The sequence below is a fragment of the Iningainema tapete BLCC-T55 genome (genome assembly GCF_014698965.1).
Classification (GTDB): Bacteria; Cyanobacteriota; Cyanobacteriia; order Cyanobacteriales; family Nostocaceae; genus Iningainema; species Iningainema tapete.
In genome coordinates this window covers 1-22,800 of sequence record NZ_JACXAE010000012.1, presented here as the reverse complement: position 1 = coordinate 22,800, position 22,800 = coordinate 1, and the positions used below count along the sequence as shown (strand labels likewise).

The following is a 22,800-nucleotide window of genomic DNA, read 5'->3' as shown; positions in this document are numbered from 1 at the left end:
CTGATTTTTGCTTAAGTACTTAGTTACTTTTCCTCCAATTATATACAGTTTTATGGGCTGACTCGTATCATCGCATTCCTTGGCAGGTGAAAGCTGCCCAATACTGGGGATGCGCAAAGGGTAAAGTCTGTTGGTATAAGGAAGCAAGAGTGTTTGTCATTTCGCCTAATTTCATCTGGATATCTTGTACTTGCTTGTACTTATTCTCCAATTCTTGATAAGCGGGAGTACCTTGAACTAGCTGATTCAGTTGTTTTTGTAGAGCTTTTCTTTCACTATTAATTTGTTGCTTTTTCACCTTCAGCATCAAGTCTAATTCTTCCTGATATTCGTTTTTCAACGCTTCCCCCGACAGAGTACGCAATTTCACCTGCGCCTTCCGTACCGCTTCCGCACGATTGTAACCTTCCTGACGAAACTGATAATAAAAGATAGAAAACAACGCCGTCGCCAAATCATCAACAGCCCACAGCGTATTGATGACGCTTCTTGCACCTGCACAGAGAAAGCCGGAGGAGAGAGTCAAAATATCATCAGTAATTTCAATATTTCCAAAATTTGTTTCACAACAGGAGAGAAACACCTCAAACAGTTGCGGAAGTCGCCAAGCAGGAGACATGAGTTCCCCCAAGGTGATGCTACCATCGCCTAAAGATAGTTGTGATTCTAGGGGATTATCCCAGCGAGAGTGGGCATGATGGCTAGAGTGGATACCCTGAACTTGTTTGGCTAGCTTTTGATAGTTGCTGACTGTTGCTTCTCGGCTACCCTGCAAGCGTTGGTTATCGGGGTAGAGTAAGGCGATTTTTTCGCACTCGAAGGTGGTAAAGTACAAATCGTCAGTCGCATTTTCAACAATGCCATATTGTAGAGAGGTTTCATGCAAAGTCTTTTGATCTTCTCGCTTGTGGCAAAATTCCAAGATTTGGCAACTGGGCGCATAACGAATCAGAAATCTGTCGCCTAGAAACCTCCCTTGTCCCCCTTTACTAAGAGGAGATTGAGGGGAGTCTACGGGTAACGCCGCAAAAGGAATTTGGTGCAGCGCCAGGTGTGGGATAAGGATGATTTCTTCGATTCCTTGGAGGTGTTGGGCAATCAATTCATTGATTCTTAGCAGTTGAGCAAGTTCTTGGAGAAAAGCGCTCATTTGAATAACCCATACAGCTTTATCTTCAAAATAGGGTTCTAACCAGTTGTAGAAAATCCATTTTTGTAAAGTTTTTATCCCTTGCCCTAGACAAGTGTGCAATTGAGGGCTTTCATTCTTGCGGAGAATAAAAATATGGGTGTCGTCGTAAGTAGTGTAGAAACTGAGAATAGCAGTCTTAGGACTGTCGATCAGTTGCTGAATGGCAATAAAATCAAGAGCATCAACTTGGATTTGTCCTGCAAGTACCGGATCTAAGCGGCGTATTTGTACCCAGACTTGCTGTTTCTCTGCTTCCAAGCGTTGAAGCTTTCCTGTTTTCGCCCCAAAGGCGACGCGGTGTTGTCGAGAGATTTGATGAAACGTTTCTACTACACGCCCCTGTTCTTTGTTAATTTCTGATTGATTACGAAGTTGTTCTTGCTCCTGGTTAATTTGTTGTTGCAACTTTTTAAACTGCTGCAAATACTCTTTGACTTCTGGTGATATTTCTCCACGAGCGTAGAGATCGTTACTTGCCATTAAGTCTACCAAAAGGCGAGAACGAGAACTTTCCACATATTTAATCGCTTTGTCTAATTGCCCAGTGTTGATGAAAGCTTGTACGAGATTTTGATAAACGTCAATAGCTTCTGTCAAAATTTCTTGGCTGCGGGCGTCGGAAGTTGCCCAAGTTCGGGTTAGTTCTACAGCTGCTATGGCTTGTTCATATCCCTCAATTGCTGTTGTCCAAAGTCCTTCTTTGAAGGCTAGATTACCCAGGTTTGTTCCAGTTCCGAAACAATCGAGAGGAAGAGTAGTAGGGGTGTCGATTTCTAGAGCTTTTTTATAAGCGGCGATCGCCAGTTCTAAATTTTGCGTCTGATCTCCCTCTATTCTGTTACTATAAGCAATTCCCAGATTATGTTGAGTCGCTGCCCAATCAACAGGAAAAGCTTCACGAGTGCGAACTAACAAAGCTTGTTGAAATGCATCGATTGCCGATTCTAAATTTTGGGCTTTATCTCCCTGTATTCTTTCAAGGTAAGCAGAACCCAGATTATTTTGAGTCATTGCCCAATTAAAAGGAAAAGCTTCACGAGTATAAACTAACAGCATTGCCTGATAACCAGTAATAGCTATATCTATATTTAACGCCCTTCTACCTAAAGGAAAATCTAGCATTAAAAAGCTGAAAGTAAAAACAATTTTGGCAATAAATTGAGCTTTTTCTGCATTAGATTGTGCCAATGTTTCTGTTGCCGATGCTTGGAATAATTGAATAAAATTATCATCCAATTTATCTATATTTGCTTGTAGTAACGGATATACAACTTGCGGGTTACCGTTGCTTTCTGCAGTTGCTTGCAATACTTGAAGCAAAAAATTTAGACTGTCTTGTTCTACTACATTACTAAAAGACTGATTTTTTAATCTCCTTGAAGGCTGAAATTGACGCCGAAGCCTTGGGAAGATAAACATTAGCACTGCTAGCGGTGGAACTTTTATCACAAAAAGCAAACTTTGGAATAAGATTTGCCCTAATTTATATATAATCCACGATATACGAGAAATCAGCGGCATTGCACTTTACCCTCTCTTTAGTGCTACTTCTAAAAATCTATCGTTTTCCCCAACGCAATTTATGCAGCATCTCCCCAAACTTCTGCTAACTTCTCCAACAACTCCTCAGCCAAATCCCTCAATTCAACTTCAACATCAGAGACATTTCGTGTTAACCCGCCTTCACGCACACTTCCCCCTGCACTCTTAGAACTACCAGCTAAAACCTTTCCCCCTTCATCCCACCAATCGCTAGAATCATAAGTCCGATAAACACGCTCTAACTGTGCGGCGATTTCTGCAATTGATTTCCCTTGCAGTATCTCCCGCACGCTTGCTTCTACCTCTTCTATTTCCGGTGATAAAATCGAAATTGCCGTTTCTAATCGATACAAGTAATCTATCAATTCTTCAATTGGTTGAAGCTGGCTAATCTCAATTTCTTCTGGATATTTCCCCAACTCAACTGCTGGGATAAATCCTCGTAGTTTCACCTTATCCAATTGCTCATGAAATTGAACCGCCACATAAGCAATTCGATTTTCTCGCACCTCTGGCGGCAGATAAATTATCCTATCTTCTGGCTGCATCGGGCGACATTCCAATATTCCCAAATCAGGGATAATTAAATCCGCCACATCATGAACTATTCGCACAAACGGATTCCAGGAATCTCCTGCTTTAAAATCTGTGCTGAAACCCAGTTCTTCTTGCACAAATTCATTCACAGCATAAACTGCCAAAGTATTTAGAGAAACTTGCCTAGCTTTTTCTACTGATGCTTGTTGTGCAGCAAATTTATGTGCAGATTCAAAAGCTTTTTGCTCCAGATGTATAGTCAAGTAATGATTCATAGTGCTATTCATAATTTATACTCCGCATCAAATCCGAATTTATTAGCAATTTCTTTTAACAAAGGTTCGCATCTTCTATACCAATGAGGTGTAAGAGTTCCATACGGAACATTTAAAGTTTTGGTAATATCCTCCCATTTCTTTGGAGGCTGCTCCAACCTCATTTTGCAAATTTCCCAACAGTTGCAATCAGGATATTTTCGAGAACAACAATTGTGTAATATCTGGTCAGGATCTTGTCTAAGATAATCTAGTAGTAGTAGTTGCTGGCGTTGATTTTCATCAAATACTGCCTGTTCGATTGGGGGAAGAATACTAATGTCAGCTATATTTTCTCCCTTTGTTGTTCCCCCATCTTCCCCAATGGGTTCATCTAATCTTACTTGTGGTTAATTTATTTTGACACGCGACAAGTCATATAATCTACGCTTCAAAATTAGGTTGTACCACCGCACAAGGCATTGGCGAATAACAGATATTGTAGACACACGAACCCGTTGCTCTCGTAACTAATCAAAAATAGCGATCGCTTTCTTCTTTAAATGGTAAAACCGGAGCCGTTGCAAAGCCTTGGAGAGTTTCCAACAACAAAGCATATCCGCGTATCATGTCAGCATTTGTGCCAGCACGATTGATAAAGTTGTGAGCGCCAAGCACCTGTTCATGAAAACTGACGACAGATAATGCAAAATCTGTGGGTAAGTGCTGTCCCATCCGAGCCGTCAAACAAGTAAACTCCGAGGACTGAACACCTTTGTAGAAAACTAATGTGATCCGTATCAAGCAGATATTTCACAATTGTCGTCGTCCTCATTAATCGGCTTATCAGCAAACGCGAAAAGCACGTCCATATTCCAGAGCTTCAAGGAAAGCGGCTTCATCAGAAATTGAACCAATCAGTTTTTCCAACCAATTTTCAGAGGGCTTGCTTTCAACATAGCCGTTGGAGATCGGAAACTGCTTGCTCCAGAGTGTTCAAGCGTTGTTCGAGAACTGTTTCGTCTAACATGGCTCTCTCCTTAGAATCAAAAAAAGTTTTATCAGTTGAGGGAACTTCTCAAGAATTTTCGCACAAGTAAGTAGAGAAGTGCAAAAAAACCGAAGTATGTAAAGAAAAGTAAAGTTTCCCAAAAACCTCTTCCCTTCAGCATAGCTGCCCTCTGCCCTCTGCCTTATCTTAACGAGAAATTATCACGCCCACCTACTTATCTTCAGAGAACCTGCTGAAAACAGAGGAAAGCTTTGGTAGCAGTGGTATGAAATGCTATAAATTTATAATTATACTGTAAATATCTTCGGATGCCGTCAAAACAAGTTGAGAAACGAGCTATTGTATGTCGCCTATAGTCGCGCATCCGAGCATTTATACATTTCTTACTCGTTTTAACTGTTAACTAATTCTAGGGAGTTGGCTTTCCTCAATCCATTTATGGATCACAGTGGGAAATTACTACTTTTATTTACGTGGAAACCGCAGTAGTTATAACTTTGTTTATTTTTACAATATAAATTATGAAGATGACGCCTCAATAGAAATTTAGTAAGGGCAAACGACTGTTCACCCCTACAAGATAATTGTAAAGAATGATGATTAATACTATTACAGACAGTGCTTCCACAGAACAGACACAGACAAGACAACCCAGGTTGTGGATGCCGGAGCGGGTATTATTTACACCAGCAGCTTTAGATGAGCCGTGGGGGCAGCAAATTTTGGCGCGTGTGCGATCGCTCAACTTGCCTGTTGAGGAGTTACCGCGCAACCGTCTGATCGGTTTACGTGGTGAAACTGAGCGTGATACATATAATACAGCTAAGCGTACCCTAGCAGTAGTAACAGCGCCACCTAGTTCTTTTAAACTTAGTCCAATTCCGCCTTCGGCAGACTGGCAATTTCACATCGCCGAAGGTTGCCCAGCGCACTGCCAATACTGTTATTTAGCAGGTAGTTTATCTGGTCCTCCAGTAATTCGTGTGTATGCTAATTTACCGCAGATATTGGATAACCTAGCTGCTTACGAGCAACCAGGTAAAGCTACGACTTATGAGGTTAGCTGCTACACTGATCCACTAGGGATCGAACATCTTACAGGTAGCTTAGAATCATGCATTCGCTACTTTGGTACTCGTACTGACGCTTATCTGCGTGTTGTTTCCAAGTTCGATGCAGTAGATACACTAATAGACTTACCACACAATGGTCATACACGCATGAGGGTAAGTGTGAACGCTCATCCCATCTCTGGTAAATTTGAAGGTGGTACAGCGCCAGTGGCATCGCGCCTGCAAGCATTGCGACGATTAGCTCTACCACGAGAACGAGGTGGTGGTGGATATCCAGTAGGTTTAACAATCGCACCAATTATGGCGATCGAGGATTGGCAGATGCATTATACTCGACTATTTGACTCAATTAGTGCAGCCCTAGATTTCGATTGTGACCTAACTTTTGAATTAATCTCACACCGTTTCACACCAGGTTCCAAAGAAGTATTACAAACATGGTATCCTCAATCCAAACTAGACATGGATGAAGAGAAACGTAGTGTCAAGAAAAACAAATTTGGCGGCACTAAATTTGTTTACAATAATGATACTATGAAAGCCCTTCGCCACTTTTTTGAAAACGAAATTCAGCAACGCTTCCCAACGGCTAAAATACTTTATTGGACGTAATAGACATTTCCAAAAAACAATGTAGAGATGTTCCGCCGGAACGTCTCTACAACAATCGCAAACAACACACAATTAAATATGTATTTATCCCGTTTTACCAGCTAACTCAGTAATTACCGCAATTAACTCAGCAGGTTCAACAGGCTTTGTAACGTGAAACTGAAAACCTGCTTGCAGCGCTGCCAAACGATCTTCCGTTTTAGCGTATGCAGTCAAGGCTACCGCAGGAATACGTCCGCCCTGACGTGGTTCTAAAGCTCTGACTCGATGCAATAATGCATAACCATTTTCTTGAGGCATTCCAATATCACTAATTAAAACATCAAAACTTTTTAAATCTGATTGCTCAATTAGCGCTGCAATTGCAGCATTCCCATCATCTACCGTTGTCACTAACGCTCCGCACCCTTCCAGAACTTGAGCAACTAGCTCACGAGCATCTGCTTCGTCATCAACAACGAGAATACGTAAATTCTCCAACTCTTGTCCGCAATTGCAAGATTTTTTGCTCTTGGGTGTATCTTGAACCAATTTTAAATTTTGTTTAGCTTGAGGTACTTGGTGCTTGGATAATTTAACACTAAAAGTTGCTCCTTGTCCCACACCTAAACTTGAAGCACTCACAGTACCACCATGTAGTTCCACTAAATGACGCACTATTGCTAATCCCAATCCTAATCCAGAGTGGGAACGGGTAGTAGAACTGTCGGCTTGACGAAAGCGATCAAAAACATAGGGGAGAAATTCAGGACTGATGCCAATACCTGTATCGGTAACAGTAATTTGAACATGAGACTCTACACGCTCCAGTTGAATCTTTACAGATCCTTGTTCGGGGGTAAACTTGATCGCGTTAGAAAGCAAGTTCCAAACAATCTGCTGTAAACGTACTCGATCGCCAATCACATGTTCGGCATCTTCTTCAAGTAGCGATCGCACTTCTATATTTTTCGCTTCAGCAGCGGTACGTGTTGTATCAATTGCTGCCTTAATTACGTAAATTAAATCGACAGCTTCTACTTTCAAGCGCATTTGCCCTTGAATAATACGTGAGACATCCAACAAATCTTCAACCAGTTGTGCCTGAGTGCGAGCGTTACGCTCAATTGTCTCCATTGCTTGGGCAGTACGTGCTGCATCCAGCTTACGAGTCCGTAGTATTACAAGCCATCCTAGTATAGCATTCAGGGGAGAGCGTAATTCATGAGACAAGACGGCGAGAAATTCATCTTTCATGCGGTTTGTCTGAGTTAATTGCTCTGCCTGTTTTTGCAAAGCTGCCTCGGCTCGTTTTTGGTCATCTATATCCGTACAACTACCGAACCATTTAATAATTTTACCACTTGCATCTCGCATCGGCAAAGCACGACCCAAATGCCAGCGGTAAACTCCATCTGATGCTCGTTTGAAACGGTACTCAATTTCGTAAGCCTGCCCCGTTTGCAGCGAGTTTGTCCAAATTTCCACACATCTTTGCCAGTCATCTGGATGCACAACTAATTTCCAATCCCAACCCTGACTCTGAGTTAGAGTCATTCCGGTATAATTAACCCAACGTTGATTGAAGTAATCTGTCCACCCATCGGGGTTGGCAGTCCAAATAATTTCGGGAACAGATTCTCCTAAGAAACGGTAGCGCTCCTCGCTTTGTGCCAACGCGCTCCAAGCTTGTTCTAATTGCTTGTTGATGGCTTTGAGTTGGGCTGTGCGCTTAGCAACTCGTATCTCAAGCTGTGCATTTAATTTACGAATTTCTGCTTCGCTTTGCTCATAGGCCATCGCTTGAGCGTGACTCCTAACTAGTCTTTCCTCTCGTTGCTTCAAACTACCAACCATTATGGCAAGTACTGGACTCGTTAGTATTGTAATGAGGTTGCGTTTGAGGTTTTCTGGGGTATAGTGAAACAAATGCCCAGGGATTGAGAAAAAAATTAATGCATTAATTATGGTAAATGCGGCGCTGATTAAGCCACAGCTTAACCCTCCCTTAAAGGCAGCATAGGTAGTCGTCACGTTATATAACGCACCGGGATTAGGAATTGTGAAGCCGACTTTAGCTAGTAGTTGTATCATAACAGCTACTCCAACTGTTGGGAGTAAGCTGCCTTTATTTCGCCAAAAACGAGTTTTAGAAAGGTTTATGATTATTTGTTTGAATTTGAACACGCATTTTTACCCTGTCTCCATTAGTAGTTATCAGCCACGCTGAAACTAATGTGAAGCACTTAAACTAGAATAAATTAATTTTGCTTGCACAACCGTAACATATAATGTAAATAAATTCATCTAGGTAAATACCACAAAATTTAGAGTATAACTAAAAAGGCTGAGCTTCAAGGAATGCATTCCCAGCCAGATAGATTAAACTGTTGGATAAACGAGATCATCAGCTTTAGTCCTCACGAGTGCAGATATACCCCTTCGTTATAAAACTTTACAAAACTTTCATCAAAATACATTGCGATTAGCTTTGTCTAATTGCAGTAAATATCAAAATCTAATCGATAGATATAAAAGGAGAACGATTTAGCGGTTCGCCAATACCAGGGGAATTTGAGCGGAGGGGAGGGATGAAAATTATCTGGATGTTTGCCACACATCCCAAAATTAACCACAACTCGGTTATTTGGGTACTTGATCGTGAATTGAAAAACAACATGATGAATTTGCTCGAACACGACTCTAACGTCAACGAACAATTTTTGGCGCGGCAGTTTTGCAACAATTTGCACTTACCGCTAGCAGGCAAACACCTGTCTGCTTACCTAGAAAAAGTTGGTTACTACACTGGTAATAGGGTTTATAGAAAGTTTCAGCACACACCACTGCGGTACGAAAAACAAGAAATCTGGCAGATAGCTTGGTATTTTGCCAGCAATCCTCATGAATTTTTTAAAAAATATGACCAAGGGCGTCCGTTGGAAAACTATGCCTATAAAAAAATGGAGCGTAAAATTAAGGAGGAGATTTTTCACTTAGAGATAGGGAGAGATCAGCTTTCCGACTGGGGGTTATTAAGGTATAGTACGCCAAAATCTTTGCAAAAAGCTCTGCAACATCAAGGATACAACCCATCTCAGCATGAATGTTATCTGTTAGCCTACAAATGCTTTAAGCTTCTTTACGCTCCCCAAAAATCTATTGGCAGCTATTCCCTACCAGCACCTACTGATGAACAGTGGCAAGCGATGGCGAATCTATATAATCAACTAGCCCTAAATGGTACAGCTAATCGAGATCGGATCAAACATTGGTTGTCAGAATGCATTCAAGTTTTCAGAAACTCTCAAAAAATACACGTTGTTTCTCTTGATGCCCCTAGTAGAGGTGAAGAAAACTCTACTCCTTTGTCTGAGACTGAGATCATTTCTCATCGCACCGCTGATGGTGAGTACGAACCGCTAATTATGCAGGAACTTACTTCGGCACTTAATACTATTCTCTCAGATTTTCTCCTACAGCTAAACGAGAATATTAACAATCAATTGCTACTGAGATACGGTTTTGACTTAGACTATCGTTTGATTGGTCCAATATTTGAAGTTGATTATACAACTATTGTTCGTCGTTGCAACAAAGCAAAGCAGCAACTACTTATGAAAGTGGGGGAATGGAGTCAACAACAGCTAAAAATTACGCCCGACTCGGAGCATTTGAAGAAGATGGATGCTGCACTCAAGCTGTGCTGGAATCAGTATTACCAAGATATCATTTTTCGCTCAGTGTTTTATTTGGCAAGGCTTGAGCTTGAGCAACAAAGCCGACACATGCTGCACCTACGCTATTTTAGGCAAATGGATTGTGCGGCGATCGCTTCGGAGTTGCAACTTAGTGAATCAACTGTGAGTTACTCACTTTCAACTACAACTGTTGAGTTAGGGGCTACCATTAAGAACTGGTTGCAAAACCGACTCACAGTTTCCCCTGATTTGCTCACTCCACTTGACGAAGAAATCGCCGCCCTTGTGCAAACACTAGTTGCAAATTATCCTGACCCTAATTTTGTATAGCACGGAGAAAGAAAAATGTCAACCCTATTACTCACAACCCTTTACTCTGACCAAATGTGGCTAGAATCTCAACAACAGCTTGAGCAAACAATTGCTCGTGAGCAAAGATATTCTTGTGATGTCGCAAAAAACACTGCTATCAACAATCGCCTGACACTGGAAGCATTTTCTTCATGGTTACGAGCAGAATCGGGCATATACGAGCAGTTAAAGGTGTTACCTAGTCTAGATGCTTTACCTAGTATTTGGGAGATGGTGAATGGTACAGCAATTCAGGTAGGAAAAACCAGAATTGTACTGATTCCCAGCGACGAAATTGACACAGATGAATTTTGTGTACCAGCGGAATGGATAGATATTCCCAGTTGGAGAGCAGATTATTACATAGCAGTGCAAGTGAATACCGAAGACGGTTGGCTGCGCTTTTGGGGATACACAACCTATAAAATGTTGAAAGAAAAGGGAGAATATGATCAAGTCATGCGCACCTACTCGTTAGAACCTGAGGAGTTAATCGAAGACATAAATATTATGTGGGTGGCACGCTCCCTGGGTGGAGATTACGCTTGTGCGGTTAAGCCTCTGCCCACATTGTCACAAGCACAAGCGGAAACATTATTGACACAATTAAGTCAAAAGACTTGTTATTCCCCACGATTAAAAGTAGATTTTGAACAGTGGGGAGCATTGATCGAAAATGAAACTTGGCGGCAAAACCTTTATCAACAAAGGATATCGTCTGTTGTGCCATCCCAAATTGTCTGGCAGAACTTAAGTAAGTGGTTTGAAAACATCTTTGCCCAAGGTTGGCAAACAGTTGAAGATGTCTTAGCTCCAACAGAATTAATTCCAGTATTGGGAGCAAACAACCCCGAACCAGATAGAGAAAGTAAAATCAAAGCGATCGCAAGTATTATTCCCCTGCTACAGCCTCATCACGATGAATTGCTGCGTCGCCAAGCCGCAGGAGTGTTGGGAAAAATTGGCGTAGGAAATAATGATGTAAGTACTGCCCTAACTGAGTTAATGCATACGGCGCGGGAAGAGAAAACTCGTTGGCAAGCGGCGATTAGCTTAGAAAAAATTGACCCAAATCATCCACAAGCTGGGCGTCAGAGAGCTAAGTTGATTGATTTGGGGATGCAATTAGACGGTAATCCGGTAGCCCTAATTGTAGCTGTCATGCCCAGGGCTGATCGAAAAATTAGTGTTTTTCTGCAAGTCCAGCCTACTAAAGCTCAAACAAATCTACCGCCAGGTCTTAAACTTGGTTTACTTTCAGAATTAGACGAAATCATTCGGGAAATTGAAGCCAGAAGTGACGCTACTGGACAAGGTAAGGACGACAGTATTCAACTAGCTTTTAATTGTTCACCAGGAAATAATTTTCGCGTCAAGATAACGTGCAATAATGTCAGCTTTACGGAGAGCTTTGCTATTTAGGGGAATTAACTATTATGGGGGGCAGTCATGGGTAGGGTAGTAGTCTTAAGAATAGAATCCGGTACTCTTGAAAGCGGATTTACAGTCTCTTTACAAGTTTTTCGGGATAATGGACTTCCAAATGTGTCCCCAATCCAAGGTACTCTACCTGCCCTTTCACCGCTCTTTGGTACTTATCAGAGTTGGCATGAGCAGTATAGAAGTCTGATTGTCAGTCCCCTTATTGATGGAATTACTGTTGTTGAAAGTATACCAACTAATAATGCCAACACCTCAGGTGTTGATGCTTGCCGTATATTATCTAGGTTGTTGAGAGATGGCATAAGGAATACGCTCACCAATCATCAAGATCCTTATTGGGCAAGAATCCGGGAGAATGTGTTGAGGCAGTTAATGGATACATCAGATGAAATTCGAGTGGTAATCCAAACGGATGATCCCCAGCTATGGAAATTGCCTTGGCATGAATGGGATTTGCTACAGCTAGATTCTGTCAGAGCAAGAGGCGTTGAAGTTGCTTTTAGCACATTGCATCATTCAGGAGCAGATTCAAACCCAGTTACTCCTAGTGGTAGTGTTAAAATCGTAGCATTAGTAGATAATATTCCAGATCTTCAACAAACTGTACGAACCACAATAGAGAGTATACCTCAAGTAATACCAGAATATCCAGCTTCTGTGAAGGAATTACTATCTCAATTAAGACAGGGCTGCGAGATTCTCGTTTTCGCAGGACATGGTAGAACGGGAAATTATGAAATTGGTCGGATCTTTTATAATGGCAATAGCGAAATTACAGTTGATAATTTTGCCGAAGCTTTAAGAGAAGCAGTCGGTAAAGGTTTAAAACTCCTATTTCTCTGTTGTTGCGATAACTTGGGCTTAGTAAGAGATTTGAAAGAAGCAGGTGTGAATATCCCAATTATCATCGCTATGAGAGAGGAGATATCAGTTCAAGCTGCACAAGAATTTTTTACTAATTTTTTCCAACAATATGCTCAAGAAGGGCAGCCTTTATATAAATCATTTCGGCAAGCTAGAGAGGCGTTGGAAAACCAGGAAGCGACATTACCGGGAACAAAACGAATCCCAATGCTTTACCAAACTCTATCCGTTACGCCGCCAAGTTGGGAAGAATTGATTGCATCTGGACCAATTGTAATTGAACCTTCACCACCTCCACCTGAGCCACTTTTACGGCAAGTAATGAGGCTTGTACGTCGATTTGTGCAGCGTCGCGTCAGATTCTTAAGGGGAATATTAGTAGGCTTTGTAGTAGTTATAATAATTTGGCAGATATTTCACCACAATGAACCAAAGGTAGCACTTTGTCCTTCATTAAATGAGCAAAAACACTTGAGTATCGGAGATAAAGATTTTCACCAGAGTCAACAACAAGAAATTAGAGATGGGATACAAGCTTTTAACAATGGTTGTAATCAAAAAAACGATTATCAGCAAGCAGCCATTTATTTTGAACAAGCAAGAGAACACTTTAAAAATGCTATTAATAAATTAAAACAAGGTGAATACCACTTAAAAATTGAATCTTTTGTTTATATGCAAAATGCTGAAGTATATAAACATCTAGCCGAAAAAGCTGCTAAAGCAAATTCAAATCCTGATAAACCATATATTGTTGTAGTGGCAGTTCCTAGAGTAGTTTACCCTTTTCTTAAAGATCCACTAACCCAACAACACTCGGGTAATGAAATTATAACGGGTGCGGCAATTCTTCAGGATAAAGTAAACAAAAATCCCAGCATTAAAAACAAACTTGTGTTACTAGTTGCTGATGATAATGGCTTACTCGCTGGAGGTGACAAAGTTGCACAAGAAATTAAGGATATTTACGAAAAAGAAAAATTACTTTTGGGTGTGATAGGTCACGCGCAAACCTTGGTAACTAAAGAAGTAGCTCAGACATATCAAAACAATAATATATTGTTAATTTCTCCTACCAGTTCAGCTAACATCCGAGATGGAAACAGGCAGAGTAATTTTATTTATAAAATTGTTCGAGATGTAAAAGAACAGGCTAAGGAAATGGTAGAAAGTGTCAAAAAATATTCTTTAGACGTGGTAGTTATTTATAGTGCATCCGATCCTTATGCTCAAGAACTATTGGAAAAATTCAAATCTGAATTTAATCAAGTGAAATTAGCACAAATATTGAGTACACAAAATAATGATGAGGAGGTGAAAGATAAATTGAAAAAAGCACAAGCTTTAGTTCTCATGTTAAGTGTTGACGAACGCAAAAGAACTGCTTCTTACTTGAAAATTGCTAAAGATTTAAACCGCTCTAATTTACAAGTAATTGTTTCAGAGAGTATCTACAATGGAGGTGTCTTGTTTGAATTAAATAAATACAATCTATGCCAAGATGAATCAATACCTAATCTGAAGATGGTCACACCTTGGTATAAGCAAGAATTTGCTAAAGAAGTTGATAACTTCCTGACTATAAATTTAGTAGATAAATCTCTTTTCCGTAGTTGGCGTCTAGCCTATAGTCACGATGCTGCACTTGTTTTCATCAATGCAGGTTTGTCATCAAAAGAAGAAAATGCTTTGAAGAGGGAGAATTTGATAAATAAATTAAATCCAACTGAATGGCAAAAGCCACTCAAGGACAGTGCTACTATAGATAATATAAGAAATACCCTTTTTGATATGAATGGAAACCGCGCTGTCGAGAACATGAACCAATCTAGCAGAGTATGGAAAATCATCAAAGTGGGCAATCAGTGCCAGTTTACCTCTGATGACATCCCCTACACAACTCCGTAGGCGATCGCTTGTTAAAAGCATGATACAGTCTGTGGCAACAGATAGAAACCACTCCGCCGCTCCGCCTGCGCCGCAAGGTGAGTTATCAAGCGCGAAATTTTACACCTTGTTTGATGTTGTGGCTGTCAATTCCTTTGAATAAGTTAAACTGTTGAATAAAGGAGATCGTCACCTTTATGCATTCTCTCAAAGAAAAAATTGTCGAGAAACTAGAACGTTTACCTGAAAATGCACTTCAGGAAGTTTTGGATTTTGTTGATTCCCTAGAGTGGCAAAAGGCAACACAGGCGCAACATGAAGAGTGGCAACTCAAAGAAATAGAGGAAAGTTGTCCCGTTAAGTATGTTGGGGGAGTCTTAGTAGTGCAAGCTCAATCAAGAAAAACTCAAGCGCAGGAAAATTTAAATACGGTTGTGTATGATTTACGAGAAGAGCGAATTAGGAAATTTACAACTTGGTGAAAGTTTTATTTGACACCTCTGTACTGGTAGCGGCGCTGGTGGAAGATCATCCAAATTACCCTCAAAGTTTACCTTGGTTGCAGCAAGCGCGAGCAGAACAAGTAAAAGGTTTTGTATCAAATCATACTCTAGCTGAACTATATGCGAGTCTAACTCGTCTTCCTCGTATTCCGAAAATTAGCCCAGTGTTAGCACAACGGTTACTTAGGGAAAATTTGAACAAGTTTGATAAAGTAGTTCTCACTGTTGAAGACTATGAGGCAACAGTAGATAGAATGGTACGTTTGAATATTCCCGGAGGAGGTATCTACGATGCTTTGATTGCTCAGGCTGCAATTAAAGCTAATGTGGATGTGTTATTGACTCTTAACGCCAGTGATTTTACTCGTTTGGGTGAGGAAGTGGCTCGGTTGGTGCAAGTTCCATAGTAGTACCTTTCTTAGCTACCTGATTAATGTAAGCTAAACTTTGACATTAATGTTAATGTTAAGCAATTCTTGCCAAATGCTACGATAGGATGCAATCATTTAAAGGTCAATAATTCTGTGTCTGTCTCCACTCAAAATGGCGTAATAAACTCTCTTGCTCCGGCTGTGCCGACAGAACCAGTTTGGCGCTTCAGTGTTGAGCAGTACCACCAGATGATTCGTCTAGGCATTTTCACCTCCGACGATCCAGTGGAACTGCTAGAAGGATGGATAATTCAGAAAATGCCGAAAAATCCCCCACACCGCGCCGCGACAAAACTGACTCGAAATGCTTTGGAAGAGATTGTACCAGGGGGATGGTATGTGGACACTCAAGAACCTATTACTTTAGAGGATAGTGAGCCAGAGCCTGATGTTGTGATTGTTCGGGGCAATACTCTTGATTATCTCGATCGCCATCCCGGTGCGCAAGATTTAGCTTTAGTCGTGGAAATAGCAGACTCCACACTTGAGCGAGACAGGACTTTCAAAAAACGCCTCTACGCCCGTGCAGGTATCCCAGTTTATTGGATAGTCAACCTTGTTGAAAAACAAATAGAAGTTTACACAAAACCGATCAACCTGCCTGAAGAACAAACTTATCAGCAACGCAAAGATTACAGCATATTAGATGAGATTGCTGTTGTAATTGAAGGAAATGAAATTGGTCTTTTAACTGTGCAAGACTTATTACCCTAAACATAAGACACCTTTAATTAAATGAGTCAACTGAATTTTAATCAAATGCCAGACAAAGAGTTAGGATAGTTTTTGGTAGTAGGTTAGTTGGTGGTTGGGTAGGATTTGGGGGTGGAATATTTTGATTAAATCGGATAGTACTATGTCTGGGTTGCTGATGCCGCTTTCCCAGTAGTCGTTGCCTCCACTATCTTTAACACGGGCGTTGTTGTTGTAGATGTTGCCTGTTTTGATGGCTTTGAATTCTGTGTAGCGATTGTCTTCTTTAAGTATGTCTTGGCGGTTTTTCCATGTTTGGCTTTGGTTTAACCAGTAGTCGGCGTTGGCGGCGCGAGCAAATACTGCTTCAAATGATAGGGGTAGTGTTCCTGATGATTGATTGTCGTTCCACAAATATTGCGCTCCTGCGTCGGCAAGATATTTGGCTACATAACTTTTGCCTCCTGGGGTGTACCAAGTGGATTTAAAGTTGAATCCGACGACTACTGTTGGGCGATTTTTTGTGGTTTTGGCAAGGGTGGCGATCGCTTGATATTTTCTGGCTATTTCGCTAAATATTTTTTCTGCTTGTTCCTCTTTGTTGAAAAATAAAGCTGTAAATTTCAACCACTCGCTTCTTCCTAGTGGTGAGGTTTCCATGTATTCAGCGTTGATTGCTACTTTTAAACCTACTTCTAACAGTTTGGCATAGCTATCTGTTTGTGGGTTTCCTTCTCCATATGTCGTCACTAAGTCAGGGTTTAGTTCTAATAATTTCTCTACATTGATACTACTATTATTGCCTACTGCTGCTATTTTATCTGCCTTGATTTTTTCTACAATTTCTGGTGTGTTTACTCGGTTGATGTCTCTAACACCGATGAGTTTATCTACTACTCCTAATTTTGCTAAATGTGGTAGATGTGTGGTGGAAAGAGATACGATTGAATTTACGGGTACTGTAATTACTTGTGTTTGTTTGAATCCTGTTGGTACAGGTGTCCCACATTGGACTAAAACGTACTGAAAGCCTGTTTCAGCATTCTGCCACGGTTTTTTGACTGTAACTATTTTGTAGTTTTTTTGATATTTTACAGTCAAGCCTGTAGCATAATTGATAGTTATTTTTGTTGGGAAATAATCAGTGTTGGGGTTATAGTTTTTAACGCAGCTTGTACTATCAAAATTAGATTTATTAACTAGATTATTTGTGCTGCTATGACAAGCAAGAATCAGGACTACCATTAATACTGAATAACAGAACAATACGGAAATTTTAATTATAAATTTTAGATTTATCATATGATGTAATGTGACTAAAGGAGAAATTGATTGAGCGAAGTTAATGCTAATTACGATCAGCCTTGTAAGGAAGCGTTGGGAGAATATTTTCCATTGTTTTTAGAGTTCTTTTTTCCACAAGTTTATACCTTAATCGACTGGAGTAAAAATCCACAATCACTGGATAAGGAATTACAACAAATTACTCCAGTATCGGAGGCGGGATTGTGTGTTGCCGACAAGTTGTTTCAAGTCTGGCTTCCTGATGGGCAGGAGACTTGGATACTTATCCACGTCGAGGTACAAAGCCAGGAACAAAAAAACTTCGCTAAGCGAATGTACATTTACAATTATCGGGCGTTTGACTTATATGAAACCCCTGTAATCAGTTTAGCAGTGTTGGGAGATGAACAAGCTTCATGGCGACCATCATCCTACGGTTATTCTTATGGCGGTTGTGAACTGAGCTTAAAGTTTCCGATTGCCAAGTTACTAGATTATCAGACACAGTGGGAGAATCTAGAGCAAAGCACAAATCCGTTTGCCACCCTGACTATGGCACATTTAAAAACCAAAGCTACTACAGCTAAACTTCAAGAAAGGGAGCAATGGAAGTGGAGGTTAGTCCGAGGATTGTATGAGCGAGGTTACAATAGACTTGAAATTACCAAACTCTTCCAACTCATCGATCAGATGATGACTTTACCCAAAGAGTTGCAAACAAGGTTTGAAGAAAAATTAAATCATTATGAGGAGGAAAGACGAATGCCTTTACTGAGCAATATGGAATTACGAGGAATGGAAAAAATTGGTCGTGAGTCGGTAATCACAGTTTTGCGTGTGCGGCTTGGAGAAGTACCACCTGAGTTGATGGAAGCTTTGAACAATGTTTCTGATTTATCGTTGTTGAAACAACTTCTGGAGCAGGCAGTTACTGTCAATTCACTTACTGAATTTCAGCAGTTGTTAGAGACGGAAAACAACTAAGTTGAGTTAAGTGGCTATATCTTCAAGCGATCGCACTTTTGAATTTAACTGGCGATCGCTTTTTTGCCGTCAACAAACAATATCTTTGCGTCAACAAAAGCAGGCGATCGCATTTTATCCACAATTCACAATTGTAAAAATTTTATTAAGATTTTTGGAATTTGTTATCTTTGCTACTTTCATAAGAAAAATTAAGTGAATTATGGTGAGATGCAAACAGTTTGGGATTATCTAACGGCTATGAATCAAAGCAAGAAATATACATGTATATAATAATGATTGCCACTTTTTTAATCCTACAGGAGTCTAATTAAAAAATAAATGAGTCAATTTTATTACATAAAACAGGTAAAACTGAGGCAAAATTAGCAAGATTTGAGCTTGATGGTAATTATAAATACTTGCAAAAATCAGCACTCATGATTAACAAAATTCAGATGAGAACGAAGTATTGTTACTGACAAATGGAACAAAGCTCGAAAATAAATACTAGAGATGTACAATTAGTGCGTCTTCTCTAAAAAAAGCAATTAAGACTAACTCGCTTTGTGTTTCCTTTACCTAATAACAGGCTTATGCGGCAAAAAGAAAAAAAAGAGAATTCTATAGTCAGTGTGGCATTATTAGTTACTCTAGCCACTACCCCAATGGCAGCAATATTAGTGTCAGAGTCCACACTAGCACAGTCAGGGGATGTTAATGTTACATTCCCCTTACCGCAAACCGTTCCTACAGGTACTGTAGTACGGATAGATGGTTCGAGTAGCATGGCGCTGATTAACCAAAACTTAAAGCAAGGTTTTGAAAAACAGTTTACTGGTGTTAAAGTTGAAGCGAGTGCTAACGGTACTGATGCTGCACTCAAAGCTTTGCATGAAGGAAAAATTGATATAGCCGCAATTGCGCGTGATTTGACACCATCTGAGAAACAACAGGGTTTAGAACAAATTCGTTTGCGCCGAGAAAAGATTGCAATCATTGTGGGTGAGGAAAATCCGTTCAAGGGCAGCATAACTGATAGACAATTTGCCCGAATTTTTCGCGGAGAAATTACAGATTGGTCAGAAATCGGGGGACCTTCTGGTAAAATTCAATTTATTGACCGTCCCACCTCCAGCGATACTCGTGCAGCTTTTAGCACCTATCCTGTTTTTAAAAGACGTAACTTTACCACAGGTTCTACAGCTAATCAACTAGCTGAGGATAGTACTCAGGAAGTTGCCAAGCAGCTAGGAAAGGACGGAATTGGCTATGTTTTAGCTAATCAGGTGTCGAAGCTGGAAGGTGTGCGAGTTTTGCCAATGAATAAAATCTTACCAGATGACGATCGCTATCCTTTCTCGCAACCTTTTGTGTATGTTTATAAAAAGAATCCCAACCCTAACATAGATAGTTTTCTCGGCTTTGTTACCAATTCACCAGGAAAGCAGGCGGTAAAAGTTGCTAGGGATGCAGAAACTGAAGCTGTGGTAGCAGTGGTGTCTCTGGCAACGAATCCGAACAGTACTTCTGTACTGGCAACACCAGAAGTAACGACAACAGCTAGTAGTGATAGCAAAACTACTGTATCTAATCGAAAAACTTCTTCATTTCTACCAAATGTTCGCAAAAATTTAACTGAGAAAGAATTAATCCCAATTTTAAAGTGGGTGTTGCCAATGTTGGCGTTGAGTGGGGTTTTGTTGTGGTGGTTATTAGGAAAACGCTCTAAAGCAGGTAATGTACTCGTATCAAATTCAAACATGCCTTTACAGCCGGCTTTAGCAACGGGAACAAATGCTCCTATTGATGAGTCTAACCCTCAAGAATCTCATCGAGTCAACCAAAATTCTGCTACTCCAGCAAAAAATTCATCCCAGAATAAAGGCGGGGCTAACACACCTTTATGGTTAAAATTTGCGCACAAGAAGTCAGATGAAATAGTGGTTGATGAGACAACATCGGTAACTAAGGATGAAGTTATCTCAACCCCTACACCAGTAGTACAGCCTTCACAAGAAATAGAAGTTGCTTCACCAGTAGCACCCAATCCAGCGACAAGAGTAGTGGTTGTCAATAACACTAGTCATCCAGATGCATCCAGCGTACCACCAGTTAATCATGCGATCGCCGCAACTTCAGTAGATAGCAAAGAAACTTCTACTGGTAATGCAGCTATTTTAAATGGTACTGGCTTATCTGTAGGTATAACTCCAGCGTTCTGGTCAAAATTCTCTGATAAACCCGATGGTCAAGTCAATAATGTAGTGTTAGAAAATAAAGCATTGGATATAGTGGCAGACGCGGCGGAAAACATAGTTGAAGAAACGGCATCCGAAACAGTTAATACCACTAATACACCGCCAGTGGTTGAAGAAAAGATTCAACCGAAGACAAATGTTGAAAGTAGTGTTGTTCTTTTACCCCGCTCTCTCAAATGGGCTTATGCTGTTTGGAGTGTTAGTGATGCTCAAAAGGAAGCACTTAAACAAAGAGGTGGTTCTCAATTTACTCTGCGACTATATGATGTCACTGATGTTGATTTGAGTTATCAAAGTCCCAAACTTGTGCAACAATATGAATGTGAGGAAACGATAGGTGATCGCTATGTGGCTATTCCCAAGGGCGATCGTAACTACATTGCCGAGATTGGCTACCTTACCAATGGTAAACGTTGGTTGTTACTTGCTCGTTCACCAATTGTGCGAGTTTTGAGTCGTCCCGATCAAGACTTCTATTTGATCACAGATGCTGAGTTGATTATTCACGGGGCAACTGAACCTGGTGCAACTGTGTCTATAAGTGGTTCTCAGGTGAAGGTGCAACCGGATGGTACTTTCCACTTACGTCTTCCTTTTCAAGAGAGCTTGATCGATCATACTATGTCAGCAACTTCTGCTAGTGGACAAGCTAAAACTGTGCGAATCAAGTTTTCTCAGGATATAGCTGAATAATTTGTCTGGGGCGGGCAAGATGCCCACCCCATAAGAACCATATTTAATCATCCGCTATGCACAGACGTATATTAATTGTAACAGTTTGTTTCTTCCTCTTGTTCGCCTACACTTTCAATGCCAGCGTACAAGCGGCAGAACTTATTGAAGTAGCTACCTCACCACGTCATATTTGGAATGGCGTGGCAGTTTCACCACAAAATCGTGTGTTTGTAAATTTCCCACGTTGGCTTGAGGATGATACACCTGCAGTCGGAGAAATTCTCAGCGATGGATCTATTCAACCATTTCCTGGTAATGAGTGGAATTTGTCATCACTTCCTGCCAGTGAGAAATTTGTTAACGTTAATAGTTTGAAAGCTGATAATGACAATTATCTTTGGGTGGTAGACTCTGGTGCGCCCCACGGTGTTGTTATACCAGGTGGTGCAAAACTAGTGCAAATCGATTTAAATACTAATGAGGTGATACGAGTTTATCATTTTGATAATTCTATTGCACCTAAATACAGTTATGTAGATGATGTTCGTTTAGATGAACATCACGCCTATCTCAGCGAAGCAGGGGTAGGTGCAATCATCGTACTTGATTTAGAATCAGGTAAGGCGCGACGGGTGTTAGAGAATCATCCTTCAACTCATGCCAATCCATCTATTGTCCCCATGATTGAGGGTAAAGAGTTCCGCGATCAACAAGGTAAAGTACCACAAATTCACGTCAACGACATTGAACTTAGCCCAGATGGCAAATATCTTTACTACCAATCTACCGCAGGACCAAATCTCTACCGCATTCAAACCAAATTTCTTGTTGATGAACAATTGAGCGATCGCCAACTTGGTGAGAGAGTAGAACTTGTAGGCAAAAGTATAGTAGTTGGTGGTATGACAATGGACTTCTTAGGCAATCTTTATCTTTCCGATGTCGAAAACAACGCCATTCGCCGCCGCTATCCCAATGGTAACATAGAACTATTCATCCGAGATGAACGCATTCATTGGCCCGATGCTTCCTGTCTCAGTCAAGATGGCTATCTCTACTTTCCCGCAGCACAGATAAACCGAATGCCTGCATTTAACAACGGCATTGACAGAACTGAAAAACCATATAGGTTATATAAAGTGAAAGTGATCTAATTATTGAGAACGGGGATACAGCAAATTGCAAGTTAATGGCGTACCTCTAGTAATGCTTTCAGTAACATAGAACTAGGATCTACAGGCAACGCAGGAGAAATCAAGATTACAGCAAATTCATTAAGTGTAAAAAATGGAGCTATTATTGGTGCTAACACTAGTCGGTATTACTTGCCTGGGTTCTTAGCTTCTTCAGTAATTGTGATAAATGATCTGTGTTTATCTGCGTGCATCTGAGGTTTAATTTCTTGGCGTCCTTGGCGTCTTGGCGGTTCAAATCAAAAAGCACCCTCCAGTTTTGGGGGGTACTTATGAAGAAGACGCCCCACCGGGGCGTCTCTACGTTGTCGGTGTGATTAACCGTTGATAGCAGGAGCTTCAACTGCTGC

At 40.7% G+C, this 22,800-nt stretch carries 17 protein-coding genes; 11 read left to right on the top strand and 6 right to left on the bottom strand.

Translation table 11 applies throughout. The features are described from left to right. Positions 1–67: 67 nt before the first annotated feature. From ICL16_RS02425 to ICL16_RS02415, 3 genes are all read right to left on the bottom strand, one after another. A complete protein-coding gene (locus ICL16_RS02425) occupies positions 68–2,713 on the bottom strand; it encodes a CHAT domain-containing protein (protein ID WP_238360561.1) in 2,646 nt (881 codons plus the stop codon). Between the two features lie 59 nt (positions 2,714–2,772). Continuing rightward, positions 2,773–3,558 carry a DUF1822 family protein gene (locus ICL16_RS02420; protein WP_202895378.1) on the bottom strand — a complete coding sequence of 262 codons (786 nt, stop codon included), beginning with the start codon at positions 3,556–3,558 and terminating at the stop codon, positions 2,773–2,775. Positions 3,559–4,059: 501 nt separating this feature from the next. Then, positions 4,060–4,329 (bottom strand): hypothetical protein, encoded by a 270-nt coding sequence (locus tag ICL16_RS02415; protein ID WP_202895377.1) that lies wholly within the window; start codon positions 4,327–4,329, stop codon positions 4,060–4,062. A gap of 870 nt (positions 4,330–5,199) precedes the next feature. Between ICL16_RS02415 and ICL16_RS02410 the strand changes: the two genes are divergently transcribed. Further along, a complete protein-coding gene (locus tag ICL16_RS02410) occupies positions 5,200–6,222 on the top strand; it encodes an SPL family radical SAM protein (RefSeq protein WP_202895381.1) in 1,023 nt (340 codons plus the stop codon). Between the two features lie 84 nt (positions 6,223–6,306). Here ICL16_RS02410 and ICL16_RS02405 read toward each other — a convergent pair whose 3' ends face one another. Further along, a complete protein-coding gene (locus tag ICL16_RS02405; protein ID WP_190825304.1) occupies positions 6,307–8,295 on the bottom strand; it encodes a hybrid sensor histidine kinase/response regulator in 1,989 nt (662 codons plus the stop codon). A gap of 497 nt (positions 8,296–8,792) precedes the next feature. On the opposite strand from ICL16_RS02405, the gene ICL16_RS02400 reads away from it, so the two are divergent. The 6 genes from ICL16_RS02400 (at position 8,793) to ICL16_RS02375 (ending at position 16,095) form a co-directional block, all read left to right on the top strand. Next, complete coding sequence (locus tag ICL16_RS02400; protein ID WP_190825303.1) at positions 8,793–10,232, top strand: hypothetical protein; 1,440 nt, start codon at positions 8,793–8,795, stop codon at positions 10,230–10,232. A 15-nt stretch (positions 10,233–10,247) separates the two neighbouring features. After that, positions 10,248–11,675: a DUF1822 family protein gene (locus tag ICL16_RS02395; protein ID WP_190825302.1), complete on the top strand. Its 1,428-nt coding sequence runs from the start codon at positions 10,248–10,250 to the stop codon at positions 11,673–11,675. 27 nt (positions 11,676–11,702) lie between these two features. Further along, positions 11,703–14,468, top strand: a complete 2,766-nt coding sequence (locus ICL16_RS02390) for an ABC transporter substrate-binding protein (protein WP_238360560.1) — start codon at positions 11,703–11,705, stop codon at positions 14,466–14,468. A gap of 176 nt (positions 14,469–14,644) precedes the next feature. Continuing rightward, positions 14,645–14,929, top strand: coding sequence for a DUF2281 domain-containing protein (locus ICL16_RS02385; RefSeq protein WP_190825300.1), 285 nt, complete (start codon positions 14,645–14,647; stop codon positions 14,927–14,929). After that, positions 14,926–15,357 carry a PIN domain-containing protein gene (locus ICL16_RS02380; RefSeq protein WP_190825314.1) on the top strand — a complete coding sequence of 144 codons (432 nt, stop codon included), beginning with the start codon at positions 14,926–14,928 and terminating at the stop codon, positions 15,355–15,357. The genes ICL16_RS02385 and ICL16_RS02380 overlap by 4 nt, the downstream gene beginning before the upstream one ends. A 117-nt stretch (positions 15,358–15,474) precedes the next feature. Further along, positions 15,475–16,095, top strand: coding sequence for a Uma2 family endonuclease (locus tag ICL16_RS02375; RefSeq protein ID WP_190825299.1), 621 nt, complete (start codon positions 15,475–15,477; stop codon positions 16,093–16,095). A gap of 60 nt (positions 16,096–16,155) precedes the next feature. Here the strand turns inward: ICL16_RS02375 and ICL16_RS02370 are convergent, their stop codons facing one another. Beyond that, a complete protein-coding gene (locus tag ICL16_RS02370) occupies positions 16,156–17,319 on the bottom strand; it encodes an ABC transporter substrate-binding protein (protein ID WP_238360559.1) in 1,164 nt (387 codons plus the stop codon). 87 nt (positions 17,320–17,406) lie between these two features. On the opposite strand from ICL16_RS02370, the gene ICL16_RS02365 reads away from it, so the two are divergent. From ICL16_RS02365 to ICL16_RS02350, 4 genes are all read left to right on the top strand, one after another. Continuing rightward, the gene (locus tag ICL16_RS02365) at positions 17,407–18,342 is read left to right on the top strand and encodes an RpnC/YadD family protein (RefSeq protein WP_190825297.1); all 936 of its coding nucleotides are present in this window, start codon (positions 17,407–17,409) and stop codon (positions 18,340–18,342) included. Between the two features lie 10 nt (positions 18,343–18,352). Beyond that, positions 18,353–18,541 (top strand): hypothetical protein, encoded by a 189-nt coding sequence (locus ICL16_RS02360; RefSeq protein ID WP_190825296.1) that lies wholly within the window; start codon positions 18,353–18,355, stop codon positions 18,539–18,541. A gap of 376 nt (positions 18,542–18,917) precedes the next feature. Then, positions 18,918–21,275 (top strand): substrate-binding domain-containing protein, encoded by a 2,358-nt coding sequence (locus tag ICL16_RS02355; RefSeq protein ID WP_190825295.1) that lies wholly within the window; start codon positions 18,918–18,920, stop codon positions 21,273–21,275. 56 nt (positions 21,276–21,331) lie between these two features. Continuing rightward, entirely contained in the window at positions 21,332–22,411 is a 1,080-nt protein-coding gene (locus ICL16_RS02350) for an L-dopachrome tautomerase-related protein (RefSeq protein ID WP_190825294.1), read from the top strand. Positions 22,412–22,568: 157 nt separating this feature from the next. Here ICL16_RS02350 and ICL16_RS45215 read toward each other — a convergent pair. Next, on the bottom strand, positions 22,569–22,800 hold a 232-nt coding region (locus ICL16_RS45215), incomplete at its 5' end, for a hypothetical protein (protein ID WP_238360558.1).